This window comes from Acinetobacter sp. 742879, assembly GCF_000588535.1.
GTDB classification, from domain to species: domain Bacteria; phylum Pseudomonadota; class Gammaproteobacteria; order Pseudomonadales; family Moraxellaceae; genus Acinetobacter; species Acinetobacter pittii.
The window spans coordinates 1-20,152 of sequence record NZ_JFYC01000027.1 but is presented as its reverse complement, the minus strand read 5'-3'; the positions used below and the strand labels follow the sequence as shown (position 1 = coordinate 20,152).

Genomic DNA, 20,152 nt, shown 5'->3' with positions numbered 1-20,152 from the left:
TTTATTTATTAAGGTTGATACATCGGGCGGTTATCATTTAACGCAATCAATCCACGAATTGCACGATATACAATCCAGATCCACGCAGCACCAATTACACCCACACAGAATACGGTCGATGAAATGGCAACGCCTGCAAATAGGTCAGTATTTTCACCTGTAAAAAACAAGAAAATAAACGGCAAAAAGGCAATAATATTCCAAGCCAGATACCACCAGAATGTTCTGATTTGCCATGTAAAGTGGCTCGCGAAAATCGAGCCTTGTACATCAGAACGTTTTACGTAGTTAATAATTAAAGCAATAACCGCAAGTAAGCCGCCTGTAAAAATGGCAACGATATAAAGTACATATAAAATAAGTGTTAAAGTACGATTTGGATCTTGGTCGATAGAACTATTCATTTTTATACCTCTCAAGTTTATTAAAAACGATTTACTTTTATGAGCCCCGCAATACGTTTAAGGGAGAAATTAGCCACAAAATCAAAAGTAAATGAAAGAATATGGTACAAAAATAAATCTTACGAAAGGGTTGTTTTTGTGTTTTATGTCTCAGTTTTTGTTGTGCCCACCATGCAGCTGGCCAACCTCCTAAAAAGCTAACAATGTGCAGTGTTTGTTCAGGCACACGTCGATTACCCAATTGTGCGGCTTCTTTATCTTGAGAATAGAGCCAATAACTTAAGGCATTCATCATTAAAACAAATAACAAGGTGTAGGCGGGTAAAATATGAATAAAACTCATAATTCCCATTAAAACGAAATAAAACACGATCCCCATTTGCATTGCAGACCAAGGGTTAGCTTGAAAAGAAGATTCTGCTTTTGCAGGCTTGGACGCTTTTCGAGTTTGAGATGCTTTTAAATAAGTGACCTGCTGAGCACGAAAACGGCCTCGTTCATCGAGAATCACCCGATATTCCAGTGCACAGCCAATAATTGGCCGAGGTCCGGGGCGTGCAAAATCTTTGATATGCAAAAAGACTCGCTCTTTTTCAGCATCATCCGGCTGAATAAAGCCATAACCTTTTTCGTCGAACCATTCGACTAAACGCCCCTGATCTCGCATCTTTATTCCCTTTTATGCTTTTACATGACTTAAACGGTCTTGCATCATTGCTCGCATTTCTTGCGGGTCTTTTTGCAAGATGTCATCGCCGGTACGTCCTTCTTCTTTATTTTTTTGAGCAACTTGTAAACGCATTGACCAAAAACGGCAAGCCGCCATTGCCAAGAATACATCTAAACATTCAAGTTCATCTGAAGTCAGCGCACGAATTTTTTGGTATGCCTCTAAATAAGCGTCTACTTTGTCTGAGTTTAAATGCGCTGCTGGATATTCGGTACAAAAATCATTAATGGTAATCGCAATATCAAACAGTAATTCATCTTGATTTAACTCATAAAAATCTAGAATACCTTGTAATTGCTCACCTTCAAACAAAGTATTGTCGCGGAACAAATCAGAGTGAATAAAACCTGTTGGTCGATTTGAATACTGCGCTGTTTTCGCATTAAAAGCTTGATAGACCTGCTCAAGTAACGTTTGGTCATCTTGAGCCATGCTTGGTTTCAGCTGTTCTGCAACGCCTGTCCAATATTGATGATCACGGCGATATTCACGTTCAAGTGGAAAATCTTGTAACGCCACATGCAGTTTCGCCTGTGCATCTGCAATCGCTGCAACTTGCGCTACTGTGGTTTGCATGGGATGGTGACCCATTAAACGTGGTGCAATCTGTGCAGGCTTGTCTGCAATCACATGAACCGCTTGTCCGCTATGTTTTAACGGCACTGCAACAGGTACATCATGAGTCCCTAATTGTTCAAGAACAGGAATAAGTTCACCCGCACCTTGTGCATCTAACTCTTCAAACACGGTGAGTACATATTGTTTGCGGTTTACATCAACCAGAAAATAATTGGTGTTTTGAATACCTCCCTGAATTGGGTTCAGCTCCAACACCTCTAATCCATAAGGTGCAGCAAAGGTGCGAACTTCATCTAAACTCAACGGGGTATAAACCGACATGGAAAACCTGCAAAAAACATCTGTGAAGTTTGATAGAATACCTCTTCCCTCCATGAAGGTGTAGCGCCTGTGTAGGAACTTTCACCAACGGCGATTATTTTTGGAAAAAGCTATGCTTGCTAAACGTATTATTCCTTGCCTAGACGTTGATAACGGACGCGTAGTTAAAGGCGTTCAATTCCTCGATATTCGTGATGCTGGCGACCCTGTTGAAGTGGCACGTCGCTATAACGAACAAGGTGCAGACGAAATTACTTTCTTAGACATTACCGCTACACATCATGGACGCGATACCACTTACCGTACTGTTGAACGTATGGCCGAGACTGTATTTGTGCCATTAACTGTCGGTGGTGGTGTACGTAAGGTTGAAGATATTCGCGCGTTATTAAATGCAGGTGCAGACAAAGTGAGTATTAACTCAGCTGCTGTATTTAACCCTGAATTTGTTCAAGAAGCTTCTCAGCACTTTGGCGCGCAATGTATTGTGGTTGCGATTGATGCCAAAAAAACTGGCGATAACAAATGGGAAATCTTTACTCACGGTGGCCGTAAACCAACGGGTATTGATGCTATTGAATGGGCTGTAAAAATGGCTGACTACGGTGCAGGTGAATTGCTGATTACCAGTATGGACGCTGACGGTACTAAAGCGGGTTATGACATTGCGTTAATGCGTGCCATTAATGATCGCGTTACCATTCCAACGATTGCCTCAGGCGGTGTCGGCAACTTACAACATCTTGCAGACGGTATTCTACAAGGTGGTGCCGATGCAGTATTGGCAGCAAGTATTTTCCACTTTGGCCAATATACAATTCCAGAAGCTAAACAATATTTGGCTGATCAAGGCATCGAAATGCGCTTGTAAGCTAATTTATATTTAAAGGGGCAATATGCCCCTTTATTTTTTATGCCGCACCATCTACCGCATTTACGTCGCTAACGAGTTGAGGCTTTTCTTTTTTCTCGACCCATTTTGCTGGAAAGATTTTTTCTACAACTTGAGACAGTGGTTTAGCAAGCACTGTAGGTAACCGAATACCCAAAGGGTTTTGTTCTTTTAAATCTGCCGAAGACACCACACGTGTTCCCATTACATAGTCAAACCAAGGCTTCGTGACACACCAATTGGCGTCTTGATTAGAGTTCATGTGGTGGTCGTAATGCCACGGAATTTTACGCTTTGCCCAGTCAGGCTCTAAATGTGCACGGCGATGAATATAATAATAATTTCCAGCACTGTACCAAGCTGCGAGTGCCATGCCTTTTGAAAATGGATAGAAAATTGCGCTTGAAACGGTTGCCACGACTGCCAGTGAAATTAACTCATTTTTAGTTCGCCAGTTTCCCACGCCCTCAACATAGCAATCATCATGAAATTGTTGTTTGCGGACTTCACGATGGTGTGCCCAATGAGATTCCATGCTTTTTGGTACTGGGCTATAACGTGGTTTTCCAGCACGGTGTACACCATGCAAAATATATTTGTGTGCTACCCATTCAAATGCATTCGCAACTGCAATTCCGGCAATAAACCCTTTTAACATCACCTAACTCCTTTTTCTTTTTATTCAGAATATAAAATTCGTTATGCTAGGTATTGACCAGAATTTATGGTTTCATTGACAAATCACGACAAGAAGAGGTGGTTAGGGATGCCACAATTAAAAAATTATACAGGCTCAGTGTATGGAGGACTGGGGCATCTTTTAAAGGCTTACTGTGAAGCCAATCAATTAGCTATTCCTGAACAATTAGAACAAATTCAAAATCTGGAACGCTTTGACTATGTGGTTTGGCGTGATCTATTAGAAGTGATTTATAAACTAGACCCAAAGCCGGGTTTAGGACTCGAAATTGCCAAATATGTGCAACCCAAACACTTAGGGATTATTGCTTACCTAGCGCTCTCTTGCGACAACTTAGGTGAAGCCTTAATTCGCTATCATGATTTTCACCGTCTGATTTATGACGGGAGCCCATTAGTGGTTGAGCTACAAGGAAGATATGGCTCTATTCGCTGGGAAGCGACTGAGCTACACCCTACCCAGCTTACCGATGAAATCGCGATTGCGTTGGTGATTCAGTTCTTACGTCTTTTTATGTCTCATGAAGACGTGCATTTACATGAAGTACGTTTCTTAAATGCTGCCCCTAAAAATATCAGGGTTTATGAACAATACTTTCAATGTCCCGTTCGTTTTAGCCAGCCACGTACAGAGTTACTCATTCCAATTACAGAAATTAATAAGCCACTGAGCAGCGCTGACCACACGTTACAGCAACTATTGGTTCAGCAAGCACAAGCGCTGTTAGAGCAATTACCAAATTCAACCCAACTTGATCAGCGTTTACAGCATTCAATTTTGACTGGGCTACAAAAGAATCAATATCAAATTGAACATATTGCTGCTCAATTAGGCCTATCAGTTCGACAACTCCAACGACACTTACAACAACAAAACACCACCTTTCAGGAACGTGTTCAGCAAGTACGATTTATGCTCGCAACCGAGTATTTAAAAGATCCGCATTTAAGCTTACAAGAGATCGCACTTTTACTTTGTTATTCAGAACAAAGTGCCTTTCAAAGAGCATTTAAACATTGGACCAATCAAACACCCCAGCAATGGAGGGATCAATTTTTAGACAAAGAATAACCAACCAAAACTTACAAATCTTTTCTTGATTAAAACAACACTGAAAACAAAAATTTCATATAGTCACATGCTTAATTTTTTGTGACATATTTCACACTAATTAAAAAATACATCAATAGATGAGTAATCACAATGAATAAATATTTTGCTGAATTCCTAGGTACGTTTTGGCTAGTCTTTGGTGGTTGTGGTAGTGCAGTTTTAGCCGCAGCTTTCCCTGAACTTGGTATTGGCTTTGCAGGTGTAGCCCTTGCCTTTGGTTTAACCGTACTCACAGGTGCTTATGCTCTAGGGCATATCTCAGGTGGACATTTTAATCCCGCGGTAAGTGTTGGCCTTTGGGTCGGTGGCCGCTTCGATGTTAAAGATTTAATTCCCTATATCGTTGCTCAAGTGGTCGGTGCGACTGCTGCTGCATTTGTTCTCTATATTATTGCTCAAGGCCAAGCAGGCTTTAGCGGTGTTGGTGGTTTTGCTACCAACGGTTTTGGTGACTTATCACCAAACAAGTTTGGCTTAGGTTCTGCTTTCATTATTGAAGTGGTTCTTACAGCTTTCTTCTTAATCATTATTTTAGGTGCAACTGATCGCCGTGCGCCTGCTGGCTTCGCTCCTATTGCAATTGGTTTGGGCTTAACACTCATTCACTTAATCAGTATTCCGGTGACGAACACTTCGGTAAACCCAGCACGTAGTACAGGTGTTGCATTCTTTGCTGAAACGGCTGCATTAAGTCAGTTGTGGTTGTTTTGGGTGGCACCGATTTTAGGGGCTGTGATTGGGGCGATTATTTATAAGGTAGTTGCTGGCGATAAAGACTAACTTTACCTAGATGTAATCTACTATCGCGGAAGGTGACATGGATGTCACCTGTTGAGTAGGGGTACATGGATGTACCCTCTGATCAACAAAGCCTTTTGTTTACTTTTGGGCTTTCAAAAGTAAAAAATGTCTATACACATTCAATAAAGTCTAACGTGGTATGAAAGACTGTATGGCAGTATGACCATACTAAATCTCACGCATAGCATGCATAAATTATAAAAATGGATTATTAATTTCTTGTTCAGCTGGACGTTCAATTTTCTCAGGCAATTCTTCTTTTTCCAAAGCCGCAACAACATCATTTAAAAAGCTCTGCAATGCCTTTGCCTGTTCTAACCCGACTTTGTCTTTGGTAATTTGCAAGTTACCATAAATACTGACGCAATCGACATCATTTTCTAATGTTAAATCTTCAATTGATGAAGACTCTGTACCCTTTTCAAATGGTTTAAACATAGGTCTTATCTCGTTGTTATATCTTCACAGTGTAATACGATCAATTTAAAAAAAATCGATCAAAATTAAAAGAGCCGATAAAATTAAAAAAGCGCCCATCAAGATATTAAAATATTTCAAACGGTTGCCCTGATTGAGCACCACTGAAAATTTATCACCACAGAACCCCCAAAAGAATAAACATGCGTAACAAGTGAAAAAATAAATAACGATAAAGATCGGCAACGACTGCGGGTTTTCAATGCTAGTAAACATGGTAATGCCTGACACACAAGCCAACCACGCTTTGGGATTCAGCCATTGTAATAAGAACCCATCTTTAAAATTGGGAATAATCATTTGCTCTACAGGAACACTGGAAATAGAAATATTTGCAGCAGAAAGAATAATTTTAATCCCGATATAACAAACAAATAGCGTTCCACAAACTGCAAGAATCTTTAATACAACAGGAAACTGAGTTAATAAACTCTGAAGACCAAATGCCATAAAAATTAAAAGTAAGGTAAAACCAATTGTGGCACCTGAAATATAGGGAAGCGATCTTTTTAAACCGTGATTTAAACTGGTCGATAAAATGACAGTATTTACTGGCCCTGGGGTAATAGACATTGCAAATGAAAAAAGAAACATCGAGGCAAACATTGTTATTGTCCTTGTTAAAATAAGACCCATAGACAGATCTGTCTATGGATTCTATTTTAATCAATTACAGTGTTGCAATAACAATCAAAAAAAACTGCTTATTTCATTATTTGCAAGAAATAGTTCACTAAGGCTTCTACCAGTTGTTTCACAATCGCCTTTCTCGTTTCTTCATCAATTGTTGGAACTTTTGCTTCCATTGGCTCCGAAGAACCAGCTTTTTGCTTTTTGAATTGGTCTTGTAGCGCTTGAATTTGGTCAGCGTTTAAGTCTTGCTCACACTGACTTTCACCATCCCAGTGTAAATAGTCTAGCTTTTGATTTGGCTTAACTTGGCTCGTTGTTAAAGGTAGACGATAGACATTACGCTTTTGTTGCTCGGTTAACTGCGGGAACAGGTTAACGCCTAAGCGCTCCTCAAGGTAGCAAACACTCACAACCTTTACTTGTAGAGAATTATTGTTAGGTGCGTAATAAGCACCGATCGCGCCAGTTTTTGGCATATACACCGCTTTATAAACTGCGGTAGGAACAATGACACCCTGCCCAATCGTCTTAAGACGTTTGCCTTCAAAAACAGGACCTGTCACTACATAAACATCTTGTTTTTGTTTAGTGGCAATAGCACGGGTCGCTTCTTCGAGCTTACGCCATACTTCTTGGTTATTTTTAGGGGCTTGAGGCACCATGTTGCTGAGCGAGAAACTATCAGATTGGGATTCTTTATTTGGCATATCACCATTTGGCGCCATATGCCCACGGTCATAACCTGAACCGCGATAGTCACTTAACAGTGCCCGATGTTTCTGATCAACACGGGTTTCTTCATGGAAGTTATCCTCACGCTTAATTTTTACACTTAAACGTTCTGCATTTAAATGCTCTGCCGACCATAATGGCGTTTTAGAAATACCTGAATACAAAACGTTAAAGCCATTAAAGCACAGCGGATAACTGTCTTTTTTTAGACTGTCTTTATTTAAAGCAGGTGGAACTTCTCGATAGAACTGATTAAGACAAGTCGAGTTAGTCGTTAAAGGTGAAAACCACTGCGAAATCTTTTCACTGCCAAAAGCAATCGCAAAACTTCCCGCAGCAATACAAGCAAGAATAATCTTGCCAAAATGCTGACTTATAGAGAATGAGTTTGTACCTTTACTACGTTTTTTACTTGCCATGTTTCTATCAATACCACTGTCCACACGCAGCTTAACAATCCTGCTTTTTTAAGTATATCTCTTATCTTTCAAATGGTTAAAACATGGTCATCTTTTTTGTAACTCCATTACCCATTACGTAACAATCTGTTGGAATTATGAGAGCCTTTGGCTATTGAATTGCGCCAATTGCGTATCTTTCGTTGAAAAACACTGATTGCTTATGACATGGTTAGCTCCACAAATTTGGATAAAAATATAATCGGAGTCCACTTAATGATCCATTCAAAGATTATTGGTATTGGCGTAATCACGGGATTATGTAGTATGGCCGCTTTGGCTGAGCCAGCAGTCCAGCCAGGAGATACTTTAGAAAGTTTGTCTAAAGTAAAAGTAACCACAACCGTAAATGGCCAACCAGGCTCTATTAGCGATTTAGTCAATAGCGGACAAGTACAGCAAGTTTCTGCTGCACCAACAAATGCAGCGCCTACAGGTGCTCCTATTCCTGCGGACGTTCCACCAGCGCCTCCAGCAGGCGGTGAAATGGCACCACCAGCAGCACCAACTGATGCAGTACCACCTGCACCGAACCAAGCGCCTCCAGCGCCACAAGATCCGAACACTCCACCGCCTCCGGCAGATCCAAGTCAGTCGGCAGACCCGATGGCAAAAGATGGTGCTTTACCAGCAGATGCACCTATGCAACAAGCTCAATAATCAGAGCCATAAAAAAACCAAGACTTATGTCTTGGTTTTTTTATTACATCAATTTTTATATTTCGATTTGACTACCTAACTCAACCACACGGTTGGTTGGAATCTGGTAGAAGTCACTCACTGGACTGGTATTACGCTGCATAGAGATAAACAGTTTTTCTCTCCATGGAGACATACCATCGCCCACCGAATGAACAATACGATCACGGGAAATAAAGAAGCTGATGTGCATCAAGTCATATTCAAGACCAAGCTGTTCATAGGCTTGCATCAATGCTTTTGGTACATTCATTTCATCTTTAAAACCGTAGAAGATTTTAATACGGAAGAAATGTTCAGCTAAAGTTTCTGTCGTAATACGCTCTTCTGGCGCAACGAATGGTACATCTTCAATCACTACAGTGACCAAGATATTACGCTGATGCAGTACCTTGTTGTGCTTGATGTTATGCAGCATGGCATGTGGCACAACGTTCGGTGTACCTGTCATAAAGACTGCATCACCCGGCACCCAGTGCACGCTATTACCAATACTTTTCACAAACAAATCTAAAGCCAAAGTGTCATGTTCAAGCTTAGCAAATGTAAGCTCACGACCACGTTTCCATGTCATTAAAATGGTCACGGCAATCGCACCAATGAGTAATGGCACCCAACCGCCAGACAAGATTTTAAGTGAAGTGGCACCGACCAATACCGACTCTAAAACAAAGAACGGAATAATCAGGAGCAGCACTTTTGGCAAGCTCCACTTCCAGGCCGAGTAGATAAACACCGCAACCAAAATCGTGTCACAGAGCATCGTTAAAGTCACAGCTAAGCCATATGCACTTGCAAGGTTCGAACTGCTTTTGAAGATCAAGATTAGGATAATAATTGCGATTAAAAGTAACCAGTTTAAGAAAGGAATATAAATCTGGCCTTCTTCAGACTCAGACGTATGTTTAATACTTAAACGTGGTAAATAACCCAATTGAATCGCTTGGCGTGCAAGAGAAAACACCCCAGAAATTACAGCTTGAGAGGCAATTACCGTTGCCATGGTTGCCATAATAATCATTGGGTAAAGTGCCCATTGCGGAACCAATAAATAGAACGGGTTTTCGATTGCCGCTGGATCTCTGAGCAATAATGCGCCCTGTCCTGCGTAGTTTAAAACCAAGCATGGCAACACCACAAAGAACCAAGCTAAACGAATCGGCACTGGTCCGAAATGTCCCATATCGGCATAAAGTGCTTCACCACCTGTTACTGTTAACACTACAGCACCCATCACAAAGAATGTCATGATTGGATGGTGATAGATAAACTGAATGGCCCAATGTGGACTAAACATGCCTAACACAATAGGCGTCTGAATGACGCTGTGAAGACCTAATAATCCTAAAGATAAGAACCATACCATCGTGATTGGGCCAAAAAACTTACCGACAAAGGCCGTACCGTGTTTTTGTACTAAAAACAAAGAGATGATAATGGTAATTGCAATTGGCATGATGAATGGGTCAAACACATCGGTGGCAATAGACAAGCCTTCGACGGCTGACAATACCGAAATGGCTGGGGTAATAATACCATCACCAAAAAATAGCGATGCACCAATGAAACCAATGGCAATCATGTAGATTTTTTTGTTGTCGGCAATTTTGGCTTTACGTAAGTTCAATGCGAGTAAGGCCATGATCCCGCCTTCGCCGTTGTTGTCTGCACGCATGACAATCGCGACATACTTGATGCTGATGATCAGCATTAAGCACCAAAAAATAATAGATAAAATTCCTAATACGTTTTCAGGCTGAATTCCCAACCCATGCGCTGCATGGAAGGACTCTTTCAAGGCATAGAGCGGACTTGTTCCGATGTCTCCAAAGACCACTCCAAGAGCTGCCAAAGCCGTGGCAGGCAAGGTCGCTTTTTTGGCCGTATTTTGCATTGTGTAATTAAACCAATATGATTTTTAGCGCAATCTTATCACCTCTATTATTTTTTTTCTGTAATGCTCGTCTTAAATCTTGGCAGGACTCGTTTTTTTAGTTACTATCGCACGCCTTGGTGAGGTGTCCGAGTGGCTTAAGGAGCACGCCTGGAAAGTGTGTATACGTTTGCGCGTATCGAGGGTTCGAATCCCTCTCTCACCGCCAGAATTGAAAAAAAGACCTAAGTCATTTTGATTTAGGTCTTTTTTATTTAGCTTAAAAAAATCAATCTAATCAACTATAAGTAACTTCGCACCATTCAGGCTAAAAGACTGGTGTGGCTCTGAATTGTCTCCGACTTGATAACTCATTCCCGAAGTTAAAGTAAATGTTCGCCCGTCTTTCAACCTGCTTTCTAACTCACCTTCTAGGCAAAATAATATGTGCCCTTTCTCGCACCAATGATCAGCCAAGTAGTTTGCAGAGTACTCGACAAGCCTTACTCTAATTTTATTTGTTTCTTCACCAAAAAATTGAGTTTTCCAATAAGCTTTTCCAGTTTCACCGCTATATTCAGTGACTTCAATTTCTTCCCAGTTTGTAATTTGAAATGGAAAAGGCGCGATATTCATAATTTTTCCAACGACGTATTATTGTATTTTCAACTTATAGACAAATTTAGTTTTTGCAAACGATTTAAAAATTTATTTCTTAAGGCCCGCTGCCTAACTCAGTAACGAGCCAATTAGATTTTGGATCCTTTTTTACAACAGTTACAAACAAAATATAGTTTCCAGCAGGATCACCAGCAACTTCCGCATGTACTGTTTTTATCTTTATGGCGAGTGAAATCATTTTATAAAATTGTTGGTAGTAATCAGGTCTATTTTTTGGTGAGTCGTAACTAATTTTTAAGACTTTTAGAACTTTTGAGTCTTTATAGACCTTAGCTGTTTCGACACTTCGAATGTTTAATTCCTCACCTGACCAAACATATTTATATGCTGTGGCTAAATCTCCACTAGAAAGTGAATTTAAAAAGGAAATAGCAACTCGACTCGCTTGTTCTTTTTCAGCGTTAGCCTTTTTCTCGTATGATCTAAAGGCTACAAATACACATAGTCCAACAATAAGTAGTCCGATAGTTATAAAGATTCTAGACTTGAGCATTTGGCCCCTTTTATAATTTTTAAAATGCCGTGTTAAGAAATAGTCTGATCAAAATTAATTTACAGAAAGGCCTAAATCATTTTGATTTAGGCTTTTTTATTTTAAATAAAAATTAAAACGTTAGTTATTACCTAGATGTTTTGAAACATCCTTAGTGACTTGTACAGCAATATCATCCCATGCTTTATCTAACAAACCTGTTTGAGATGAGCCGCCCATTTTTGGATCTTTTAGCTTAGAGTTAAATGTATTTGTCCATTTCTGCCCCTTATATTCAAAGGTAGCAACTAAAGTTACATCCGCTAGGTCTATGGCTGGTGCCCTATTTAAAATACCAGCAGTGTATTCAAAGCCAGATCTGGCTTTTTCGACCGTAATCGTTAATGGACTTCCATTTGATGATAGTTTTGCTATTTGAGCAATCGCTTCTTCTATACGACTCGATAGAGCTACACCAGTAGGAATACGTGTTCTAGTACCGCCTCCTACAAAACCATCCGAACCTTGAATATCAATACGTTGAGGGAAAGTATCAGGATTCCATTTGATATACACAGTATCTTGCACTTTCGGAAGAGCAGATAGTTCTGAAATAGACGTGTAGTTTAGACGATTGTTATAAGGTAAATTAACTGCGCACCCTGTTAATGTAGTTACTAATACTAATGCACTTAAACTGAGTAGTTTTTTCATACTTTAATCTCATCAAATTTAAAAAATAAATATTGGTTATCTCGAATTAACTTAATCCAAATCGAACACTTCTAATGACTCTACATAAGGCAAAATAAGATATTCATGATTAGATAAATGCTGTTCTAGCTGGTTATGTATAGTTTGATTGAATTGATAAAAGTTGCTTAACTCATTAAGCAATTGAGGAGTTTTATTTGCATCAAATTCTGGTGTTTTAATAAAATATAATAAGCTTGCACCTAAGCCAACATACTCTAAGTCATAGTTCTGATCTAAATGCTGAATTAGGCTAAAAGATTCAAACGGATTCAAATCACAAGTAAAGTATCCATTGAGGCATGCTGCAAATTTTTGAGTTTCAGTTTCACTGTTTACTAGCTTTACTTGAATAACTTCATCTAAAATTTTTTCAGGTTCAGCATTGATCTGTAGCAGAGTCGACTGATCTTCATCACAATAATTAAGTTTTTTTGGCAACTTATTAAAGTCTATATAATTTTCTCGCTTTAATAATTGTTCAATGTGGTATTGAAGTTCTAAAGGTCGAGTGTTATCCCAACTCACTTCACTGTCATCTTCAATGAGTTCTGAAGCATCGAAATAAAGCCCGTTTCCCATTGAAGTATGCATAGAAGTGTATTGGCATTGTCCAATATCTTCTAAAAGTAATAATACTTTTTTAGGTAAATTCTTTTGTTTAATTTCTGAATAACAGTTAAGAATATCCTTCCATGAGTTTATTTTACTCATTGTTGCGTAGCATATTAATTCATGAGCTTCATCAGTTATAAGGGTATTTTCTTTTTCTTTAATACGAAGAATAGTCATAAGATTTTAAATTTAATCTATATTTAGCCGATATTTATATCATAAATAAATCGTATATTTAACTTAAAAAACCTAACACAAATCTTTAAAAAACATTTGATATTAAAGGCCCAAACTCACTCGCTTAAGCCGTTCCTACCTTAAAACCTACTCAGACAACGCTAATAACTTCTGAACATACTGAACCGCATTATTTTCTATATCTTGGTGAGTCGGAACATCATCATCTTCAGAAGGATTTGTGTCTAAACCATAAAATGCATGAAGCGGTTGATAATCCGCGCCAACATATAAAGCCGTTAGCTTAAATGGAGTCAAAATCTGCTCTAAAGAAAGCTTGTATTCACCAGACTCTGAATAAACTTTTTCTTTCACACCAGCAGATACAGCCAACATAAACTTTTTATTTTTAAGTTTGTCACCTGTTGAGCCGTAAGCCCAACCATAAGTCACAACTTCATCAATCCATTGTTTCAAAAGCGGTGGACAGTTAAACCAATACACTGGAAATTGAAATACTAAATTTTCGTGCTCCTCGACTAGTGCTTGTTCTTTGGCAACATCAATTACCCCATCTGGGTAGGCCTGATAAATTTGGTGAACCGTAAATTGGTCTGGGTGTTTTTCTAGTTCCTCTACCCATCTTTTATTTACAACAGACTGGTCTATGTGAGGATGGGTAACGATGACTAATGTCTTTTTCATTATGAAAACACTCTTATCGAAAAGTAGATAAATCGATTATAGAAGTATGCTTTCCTAAATATAAGTACGGTAATTTGTGTTATATACTATACCAAAAGACAGTGTAGATTTTAAAAATGACTGAATGCGTTCCATCACATACACCATTAGAAGAAACAGGTTTTGGCTACACTCTTTCTTTAATTAATGGCAAATATAAAATGATTATTATGTACTGGCTGTATGAAAAAAATGTCATGCGTTTTAATGAGATGCAACGCTGCATTGGCAATATTTCTTTTAGAACGCTCAGCAATACACTTAAAGAGTTAGAAAGAGACCAGCTTATTATTCGTAAGGAATATCCTCAAATTCCGCCTAAGGTTGAGTACCGTCTTTCAGAAAGAGGACAGTCTTTAATTCCTTTGTTAGATATGATGTGCCAATGGGGCGAGCGGAATATGAATTCTTAGTTTTATAAACTTAAAGTGATACTAAATATGAGAAATGAATTAAGAGAAATTTTTATTAAGGGATGCGACGAAAAAATTGAAAAGAAAGGAGACAATGTTGGTCTGTCTTTTTATGCTTTTTTTAAAAATAAGAATGATAACCCTGAGTTACTAATGGAAGCGGCGCATTGGTGGATTATGGAGCATAAGTTAGATCACTTCGAGAAGGCGGTTAAGATTAAAGAATTGGTTTTGAGTGAAAGCTAAAAATAGAATTACTTAAAAGGCTTAAATTTAAGTAATTTAAGCCTTTTTATTATTTTAAAAAGATTTACTTAACATATGGCCAAACATCAGGATCTGTATATTCTTCATCGATATGATAACCCTCAGCCTTAGCTTTTCTCTCTTCCTTTTCCCGATATTTTTTATTTTCAATTAATCTCTTTTTAAACGCTTGCTCAAACTCACTAGGCGTCATTTTATCAGAGTCAGGAATTGAGTCTCTTTCATTGTATCGAACACTTTGAAAGCTAAATCTAAGCATATATTGCTGTTCATTACGCTCATTCTTAGCTGTTCTTTTTAAACTGATATCTAAAATAACCCCATTAGCATACAACCTATAACCCAATGATTTTGTCGGGCTGTTGTTTATTATATTTTTCCACTCCTCAAAGCTAAAAATATAACTCGGGTCAATGACATCACGACTTTTCGATAGATGTTTAATATTATCTTCTTTAGCGATACGCGGAGCATCTGTGAAGAAATAGTTTTTCCAACCAGCCTGATTAATACGTTTCATTAAAGCTACATAGCTTTGATAAACCTGCTCTGGGGTAGCAAATTCTTCTTTTGTGAGGCCAGCATCAATATCTAAAACTTGGATCCCTTCATTTTTATCATATTGAGTTCCTAATACAGAGAAAACATGCTCAATCGATAAAGTGTTAGAACCATTCTCTATAGTTAATTTTCCTAAGTTAGGAGGAGAAAATTGAAGTTCTCTAAAGCTAACGCCAGCTGGATGATTATCGACATTGCCATCACTATATTTTGAAAAATCTTGAATACCTTGTTTACCCATATGCAAAGTGTAGGCTTGCTGATTCATAGTCAAATTCTCATTATGTTCTGATGTTGGCTGACAAGCGGAAAGTAATAATCCAAAAATAAAGATTAGGAAATATTGTTTAAATTTTGCCATCATTACTATCTTTCCCTACTTTAAACTCTGCTTTGCTATTTCCCCATCCTGCAATAGTTTCTAATTCTTTTTCTAAAAAGTCTCTTCCTTTATCGCTTTGCATTAATCGATGATACTTAGCTGCTGCAACTTTAATCCATTTCATACGACTATCATAAATTTCAACTTGTGTACCCTCTAATGGTTCGCTATAAACCGTTTCAGGTAATTGGGATAGAACCCCTGCATGACGCCCTTTATACTGTCCTTGTTTATTAGGTTTAACTGCATCGGCCCCATAATCGCTAGTCAAAACAAGAGTACTATCTGGTAAACCAGTAAATCGTTGTAAAGAAGCCTGTTTCTGTACTTTCCATTCCTTCCACACAAGTTCTTGTAAAATATTATATTGTTCTTGAACTGCTATCGCCATTAGGTGGTCAAAAAGGTTTTTAGCGGCCGTTTTAAAATTATCGTTTCGAGTTTTCCCTGTTCGCTTAAAAGTACTTTCAATATCAGGTAAATACCCAAAACCCTCTTCTATCTGGTCAGTCCATCCTAATTGTTTAATAACTGATAAGGAGTTAGACCAAGGCAAATTCTCAACTTCTTTTTTAATATGTTTAAAACCTGATACTTTTCGGGCTTTCATACAACTTTTAAAGGAGGCTGAAGAAGCACTCCATGCATAATGCCATGGTGCAATATCCATAAATAACCATAAATTGCCCTTAGCAAAAGAATGTACTGGGTCTCGAATCATAGAATTAATTACAGGGGCTGTTAAAACACCGCCTACGGCACCAGAAATCACAGGTGCCCACTTATATCCCCATGCAGTTAATCCATGTTTAAAAATAGCAGCTACGGTTTTAGAGGCAAATGCCCCAAGCCCCATCCAATAGTAACGACCTCTAAATAATTTCGTTCCTGAAATTTCTTGTTCTAAATAAATTCTGGCATAGACAGAAGCAATACGCCTTGCTCTAGCCTCATATCCAGGTTCAAGTTTGTAATGATTTGCACTTTTAAGGTTAGAAACTCTTTTTATGGCCTCTTGCTGATAAATTTCCCAGAAAGTTAAGCAATCACATTGAACGGTTTTACAGCTATTTTCCGTAGTATTGGTATTACTATCCCAATCAAGACTTCCACTCATTTAGCATCACCATCATTGTCAGCAGAATCAGCCTCGAAACTTATCCAATTTAAATCTAACTTTAAATTTTCTTCCTTAGAAGAATGAATACGTTTAGATCTACCCTTGTCATCTGCTTGAGAGATGTACTCATTTCCATCGGTAGAAATTTTATAATCTACTTTTTTCATGGGTTCACCCGAAGGTAATAACATTTGGAACTTCTCGTTATATGCCTCATAAGCGGGTAATCCTTGAATATTTACCCCGACTTCAGCTCCACCTTTAAATAGGTGTTGTCCAGCTTTGACCTCAAATTTTGCGGGAGTAATTAATGTAATACCGTTTTTATTAATAATGATCTGAGAACCACCAGCCATATACAAAACCTTATCTAGTAAAATTTTATTTGTCTTCCTAAAATAGATTCCATGAAAATTAACTTAACACTCTTAATGTTATGACCTTTATTCTTGCTATTCAACTTGAGGATAGTATTGTGATTGCGGCAGATACTCGCAGTACTATACCGTATCAGGATAATGGTTCATATTTATATCAAGATGGTATTCAAAAGCTCTTTCCATGGGAAAATGGTATTATTACAGGAACTGGTGAATTAAACCTTATCCAAAATGTTATGCATTCTTTCGATAAGTTTACGAAACAGAACATTCATGAGCTACCAAATTTATTGAAGACATCTAAATTAATGCGTGAACAAGAAATCACACATTCACAATTAGAAATCACAAAATTATTATATTCAACTTATAGTGAAAATGGAGCACAACTTTACTCAATTCAACCTAATAAACTAGAAGAATATGAAGTAATTAGATGTGAGGAAAATGAAATTTTGCTATGGACATTTAACCCTGATATTCGACCTATCATTAATGCACTTACAGAATTATATTCCAGCTTAAAATCATTAAGTGTATTTAATAATACGGCTGACTGTATTTATTACTATTTAAACCAAATATCTCCTATCTTTCATAAACAAGCTCAACATGATTCTATGATGAGCAAAGAATTTAACTTCTTTTTTCAAACCAAAGATGAATATTTTTTTGGTGAATATTTAAATAATGACTCTAATACACTGAATAATAAAATAAGTAATCTTTAAAAGTTGACCCAACTCCCGTCGGGCCTTCCCCCCATCAAACACGCTTTAAAAAATACTCAAGCAATGTATCTCTGTCCTTTGCCTGATCTGAACCTAAAAGTCCAAAAATCGCCCCATCAATCATAAATACAAAAATATCAGACTCTTCATAGGTGGCTCTTTTTTTAGATTCCCTCAGTACCCAGAAAATTTCATTTTTAAGCCATCGCCTATATCTGAGTGCAGTTTGATAGGCATTTGGATAAAGCTTTTTAATTTCAAAAATCGCTTTAAACAAAAGGTAGTACGCACCTTTTAAGTCGGCATGTAAAAGGTAAATTTGCCTGAGCTGATGAACCAAATCTGGATATTGACGAGCTTCGCTTACTGCTCTCACTTTTTCTTTTAACTGTTCCTTTTGAACCAACAAACACATTTCAATCAGTCTTTCTTTGGAGTGAAAGTAGTTGTAAAAGGTGGCTTTGGTAATTTTGGCCTCACTAACAATTCGGTCCACCCCGACCTTGTTAAAGCCATGTTGTTTAAATAACTCTGCTGCTGTGTATAGCGCTCGCGTTGCTCGAAAGGAAGCCTCTAAATTTTTCATGTATACCGCTTAAAATAATTTTTTGTTGTAAATAAAAGAGATAGAAATGCCATCACTCTTAAATTGAGCGCTAAATACAGGCATGCAAAAGCCGCACAAAAATGGTGTGCTCGCCTATCTCGGGTTTTATTGTTGCTATGATTTTTTAGTCGTAATGACCTATGGCTTAAAACCTAGAGTCGGTTAAACCGTTTTAAAGACCAGTTGGGTATAGAGACAAAGATTTTGGCAATGGTTGCCAATGAGAGAGATGAAATAGTGCGCATGTGCGGACTCCTTGTGTGTAAAGGAGTTCTACCCGATCACTGTCAAATGATGGTGGTAGAACGAGAGAAGGTTGACAGACTGACACACAAGAATCAGCACGCACAAGGCGTCCCTCCCTCGCCCTGAACTGCACCCCATAAGTTAGACTTTTAAAACTTATGAGGTGTGCTCTATGCCAATTCCGAAGCATTCAAAAGAGTTAAAATTAAAAGTCATTCAAGCTTATTTAGAGGGAAGTAAAGGATATAAAATCCTTTCACAAGAATTTAATGTAGATCTCCAAACCATCCGCTTATGGATTGAAAACTATAAGGCACAAGGTGAAGATGGCCTGAATGTTAAAACTAAAAAAACCTACTACTCTTCCGAATTTAAAATCAAGGCTGTACAAATGCTTCTTGATAAGATACCGGTAAGAGAAGTTAGAAGACGGTTAAATCTGAGCGGGACGTCAATTTTAAGAAGGTGGCTAGCTCAGTATCATAAAGAAGGGATTGCTGGGTTTAATACCACGAGGATTTATACCAATATGCTTAAACAAGATAAAACTAAAATAACCAAGTCTGTAAAAGATGACAAAGATAAATCTCAGCAGGAGCTCATTGATGAAGTGACCGCTTTACGAGCAGAGGTTGCCTTTTTAAAAAAGCTAAAAGCCTTAAAACTGAAGCAACGTACCTAAATTCAATTTCTACTGCAGACAGTGTTCAAGTTATTTCAGAATTAAGGCAAATTTATCCATTAAAGCTCTTACTCAGTATTGCCAAGATCGCTCGTAGTACTTATTTCTATCACATGAAAGCTGTACGCTCTAAGGATAAATATACTGAGTTAAAACAGCAGATCAAGTCCATATATCACAAGCATAAGGGATGCTATGGCTATCGTAGAATTACTCTTGCTCTGAAAAGTACAGGAATAATAATCAACCATAAATGTGTATATCGTCTTATGAAAACTATGGGACTTAAATCACGTATCAGAGCACTAAAATATCGCTCATATAAAAGTGGTTGTGTCGGGATGGTGGCCGATAACATTATGCAACGGCAATTTAAAGCGAACCGTCCCAACCAGAAATGGGCAACTGATGTGACGGAATTTAATGTTAACGGTGAAAAACTTTATCTATCACCAATTATAGATTTATTTAATGGGGAAATTATTACCTTCCGGATCCAACGTAAACTCAATTATGAGTTAGTGAAAGATATGCTCATTCATGCTTTAGCTAAACTTAAGCGACATGAGAAACCAATTCTCCATTCAGATCAAGGATGGCAATATCAAATGGCTCATTATCAACAGCAATTAAAGCAACATGGTTTAATTCAAAGTATGTCTCGTAAAGGAAATTGCTTAGATAATGCTGTAATAGAAAGCTTCTTTGGAATATTAAAATCGGAGTGCTTTCATGGTGAAAAATTTCAATCAACTGATGAGTTAGAGAAAACTATACGAGAGTACATTCATTATTATAATCATGAGAGAATCAAGGTGAAGCTACAAGGTTTATCCCCTGTACAATATAGAAACCAGTTTTTAAAAACTGCTTAACTAACTGTCCAACTTTATGGGGTCAGATCATTCC

The 20,152-nt window shown here is 38.0% G+C and carries 27 protein-coding genes and 1 tRNA gene; 11 read left to right on the top strand and 17 right to left on the bottom strand.

Annotated elements, in window-relative coordinates:
- Positions 1-8: 8 nt before the first annotated feature.
- Genes J690_RS22995 through J690_RS22985 form a run of 3 tightly spaced genes read right to left on the bottom strand, consistent with a single transcriptional unit; the run spans position 9 to position 2,034 of the window.
- The gene (locus J690_RS22995; protein ID WP_017386433.1) at positions 9-404 is read right to left on the bottom strand and encodes a DUF4870 family protein; all 396 of its coding nucleotides are present in this window, start codon (positions 402-404) and stop codon (positions 9-11) included.
- 37 nt (positions 405-441) lie between these two features.
- Positions 442-1,071, bottom strand: a complete 630-nt coding sequence (locus tag J690_RS22990; RefSeq protein WP_005078530.1) for a DUF1294 domain-containing protein — start codon at positions 1,069-1,071, stop codon at positions 442-444.
- Between the two features lie 12 nt (positions 1,072-1,083).
- On the bottom strand, positions 1,084-2,034 hold the full coding sequence (locus J690_RS22985; RefSeq protein ID WP_032038687.1) for a homoserine kinase: 951 nt from the start codon (positions 2,032-2,034) through the stop codon (positions 1,084-1,086).
- A 112-nt stretch (positions 2,035-2,146) separates the two neighbouring features.
- On the opposite strand from J690_RS22985, the gene hisF reads away from it, so the two are divergent.
- On the top strand, positions 2,147-2,905 hold the full coding sequence (hisF, locus tag J690_RS22980; RefSeq protein ID WP_017386435.1) for an imidazole glycerol phosphate synthase subunit HisF: 759 nt from the start codon (positions 2,147-2,149) through the stop codon (positions 2,903-2,905).
- Between the two features lie 40 nt (positions 2,906-2,945).
- Here hisF and J690_RS22975 read toward each other — a convergent pair whose 3' ends face one another.
- Complete coding sequence (locus tag J690_RS22975; protein WP_032038684.1) at positions 2,946-3,584, bottom strand: hypothetical protein; 639 nt, start codon at positions 3,582-3,584, stop codon at positions 2,946-2,948.
- Positions 3,585-3,692: 108 nt separating this feature from the next.
- On the opposite strand from J690_RS22975, the gene J690_RS22970 reads away from it, so the two are divergent.
- The 3 genes from J690_RS22970 (at position 3,693) to J690_RS24350 (ending at position 5,683) form a co-directional block, all read left to right on the top strand.
- Positions 3,693-4,697 (top strand): AraC family transcriptional regulator, encoded by a 1,005-nt coding sequence (locus tag J690_RS22970; protein WP_032038683.1) that lies wholly within the window; start codon positions 3,693-3,695, stop codon positions 4,695-4,697.
- Positions 4,698-4,829: 132 nt separating this feature from the next.
- Positions 4,830-5,519 carry an aquaporin Z gene (gene aqpZ / locus J690_RS22965; RefSeq protein ID WP_001045987.1) on the top strand — a complete coding sequence of 230 codons (690 nt, stop codon included), beginning with the start codon at positions 4,830-4,832 and terminating at the stop codon, positions 5,517-5,519.
- Between the two features lie 65 nt (positions 5,520-5,584).
- On the top strand, positions 5,585-5,683 hold the full coding sequence (locus J690_RS24350) for a hypothetical protein (RefSeq protein WP_228133008.1): 99 nt from the start codon (positions 5,585-5,587) through the stop codon (positions 5,681-5,683).
- A 52-nt stretch (positions 5,684-5,735) separates the two neighbouring features.
- Here the strand turns inward: J690_RS24350 and J690_RS22960 are convergent, their stop codons facing one another.
- The 3 genes from J690_RS22960 to J690_RS22950 all read right to left on the bottom strand — a co-directional run bounded on the left by J690_RS22960 (position 5,736) and on the right by J690_RS22950 (position 7,801).
- Positions 5,736-5,978: a hypothetical protein gene (locus J690_RS22960; protein ID WP_000476055.1), complete on the bottom strand. Its 243-nt coding sequence runs from the start codon at positions 5,976-5,978 to the stop codon at positions 5,736-5,738.
- A gap of 45 nt (positions 5,979-6,023) precedes the next feature.
- A complete protein-coding gene (locus J690_RS22955) occupies positions 6,024-6,623 on the bottom strand; it encodes a LysE family translocator (protein ID WP_002116994.1) in 600 nt (199 codons plus the stop codon).
- 98 nt (positions 6,624-6,721) lie between these two features.
- Positions 6,722-7,801, bottom strand: a complete 1,080-nt coding sequence (locus J690_RS22950; protein WP_032038680.1) for a DNA/RNA non-specific endonuclease — start codon at positions 7,799-7,801, stop codon at positions 6,722-6,724.
- A 255-nt stretch (positions 7,802-8,056) separates the two neighbouring features.
- On the opposite strand from J690_RS22950, the gene J690_RS22945 reads away from it, so the two are divergent.
- Positions 8,057-8,500: a hypothetical protein gene (locus tag J690_RS22945; protein ID WP_005066985.1), complete on the top strand. Its 444-nt coding sequence runs from the start codon at positions 8,057-8,059 to the stop codon at positions 8,498-8,500.
- Between the two features lie 55 nt (positions 8,501-8,555).
- Here J690_RS22945 and J690_RS22940 read toward each other — a convergent pair whose 3' ends face one another.
- Entirely contained in the window at positions 8,556-10,433 is a 1,878-nt protein-coding gene (locus J690_RS22940; protein ID WP_032038678.1) for a potassium transporter Kup, read from the bottom strand.
- Between the two features lie 118 nt (positions 10,434-10,551).
- Between J690_RS22940 and J690_RS22935 the strand changes: the two genes are divergently transcribed.
- Positions 10,552-10,641 (top strand) — tRNA-Ser (locus J690_RS22935).
- A 65-nt stretch (positions 10,642-10,706) separates the two neighbouring features.
- Here J690_RS22935 and J690_RS22930 read toward each other — a convergent pair.
- From J690_RS22930 to J690_RS22910, 5 genes are all read right to left on the bottom strand, one after another.
- Positions 10,707-11,048 (bottom strand): DHCW motif cupin fold protein, encoded by a 342-nt coding sequence (locus tag J690_RS22930; RefSeq protein WP_001017481.1) that lies wholly within the window; start codon positions 11,046-11,048, stop codon positions 10,707-10,709.
- Between the two features lie 79 nt (positions 11,049-11,127).
- Positions 11,128-11,586: a hypothetical protein gene (locus J690_RS22925; protein WP_032038675.1), complete on the bottom strand. Its 459-nt coding sequence runs from the start codon at positions 11,584-11,586 to the stop codon at positions 11,128-11,130.
- Positions 11,587-11,706: 120 nt separating this feature from the next.
- Complete coding sequence (locus tag J690_RS22920; protein ID WP_032038672.1) at positions 11,707-12,279, bottom strand: hypothetical protein; 573 nt, start codon at positions 12,277-12,279, stop codon at positions 11,707-11,709.
- 51 nt (positions 12,280-12,330) lie between these two features.
- Positions 12,331-13,110, bottom strand: a complete 780-nt coding sequence (locus J690_RS22915; protein ID WP_032038669.1) for a hypothetical protein — start codon at positions 13,108-13,110, stop codon at positions 12,331-12,333.
- 147 nt (positions 13,111-13,257) lie between these two features.
- Entirely contained in the window at positions 13,258-13,815 is a 558-nt protein-coding gene (locus J690_RS22910; protein WP_032038667.1) for an NAD(P)H-dependent oxidoreductase, read from the bottom strand.
- Between the two features lie 116 nt (positions 13,816-13,931).
- Between J690_RS22910 and J690_RS22905 the strand changes: the two genes are divergently transcribed.
- Both J690_RS22905 and J690_RS22900 read left to right on the top strand, forming a co-directional pair.
- Positions 13,932-14,267, top strand: coding sequence for a winged helix-turn-helix transcriptional regulator (locus tag J690_RS22905; protein ID WP_032038666.1), 336 nt, complete (start codon positions 13,932-13,934; stop codon positions 14,265-14,267).
- Between the two features lie 27 nt (positions 14,268-14,294).
- Entirely contained in the window at positions 14,295-14,513 is a 219-nt protein-coding gene (locus J690_RS22900) for a DUF6500 family protein (RefSeq protein WP_032038664.1), read from the top strand.
- 64 nt (positions 14,514-14,577) lie between these two features.
- Here the strand turns inward: J690_RS22900 and J690_RS22895 are convergent, their stop codons facing one another.
- The 3 genes from J690_RS22895 to J690_RS22885 are packed head-to-tail and all read right to left on the bottom strand — an operon-like array spanning position 14,578 to position 16,953.
- Positions 14,578-15,459: a hypothetical protein gene (locus J690_RS22895; RefSeq protein ID WP_032038663.1), complete on the bottom strand. Its 882-nt coding sequence runs from the start codon at positions 15,457-15,459 to the stop codon at positions 14,578-14,580.
- Positions 15,443-16,594, bottom strand: coding sequence for a DUF2515 family protein (locus J690_RS22890; protein WP_032038661.1), 1,152 nt, complete (start codon positions 16,592-16,594; stop codon positions 15,443-15,445). Before J690_RS22890 ends, J690_RS22895 begins: the two co-directional genes overlap by 17 nt.
- On the bottom strand, positions 16,591-16,953 hold the full coding sequence (locus J690_RS22885; protein ID WP_032038659.1) for a hypothetical protein: 363 nt from the start codon (positions 16,951-16,953) through the stop codon (positions 16,591-16,593). The genes J690_RS22890 and J690_RS22885 overlap by 4 nt, the downstream gene beginning before the upstream one ends.
- 80 nt (positions 16,954-17,033) lie before the next feature.
- Between J690_RS22885 and J690_RS22880 the strand changes: the two genes are divergently transcribed.
- Positions 17,034-17,708: an Ntn hydrolase family protein gene (locus tag J690_RS22880; protein WP_032038657.1), complete on the top strand. Its 675-nt coding sequence runs from the start codon at positions 17,034-17,036 to the stop codon at positions 17,706-17,708.
- 34 nt (positions 17,709-17,742) lie between these two features.
- Here J690_RS22880 and J690_RS22875 read toward each other — a convergent pair whose 3' ends face one another.
- On the bottom strand, positions 17,743-18,294 hold the full coding sequence (locus J690_RS22875) for a TetR/AcrR family transcriptional regulator (protein WP_032038655.1): 552 nt from the start codon (positions 18,292-18,294) through the stop codon (positions 17,743-17,745).
- Between the two features lie 439 nt (positions 18,295-18,733).
- Between J690_RS22875 and J690_RS24860 the strand changes: the two genes are divergently transcribed.
- Both J690_RS24860 and J690_RS24855 read left to right on the top strand, forming a co-directional pair.
- Positions 18,734-19,243, top strand: coding sequence for a helix-turn-helix domain-containing protein (locus J690_RS24860; protein ID WP_002120495.1), 510 nt, complete (start codon positions 18,734-18,736; stop codon positions 19,241-19,243).
- Between the two features lie 5 nt (positions 19,244-19,248).
- Positions 19,249-20,118, top strand: coding sequence for an IS3 family transposase (locus tag J690_RS24855; protein ID WP_106405999.1), 870 nt, complete (start codon positions 19,249-19,251; stop codon positions 20,116-20,118).
- Positions 20,119-20,152: the final 34 nt, after the last annotated feature.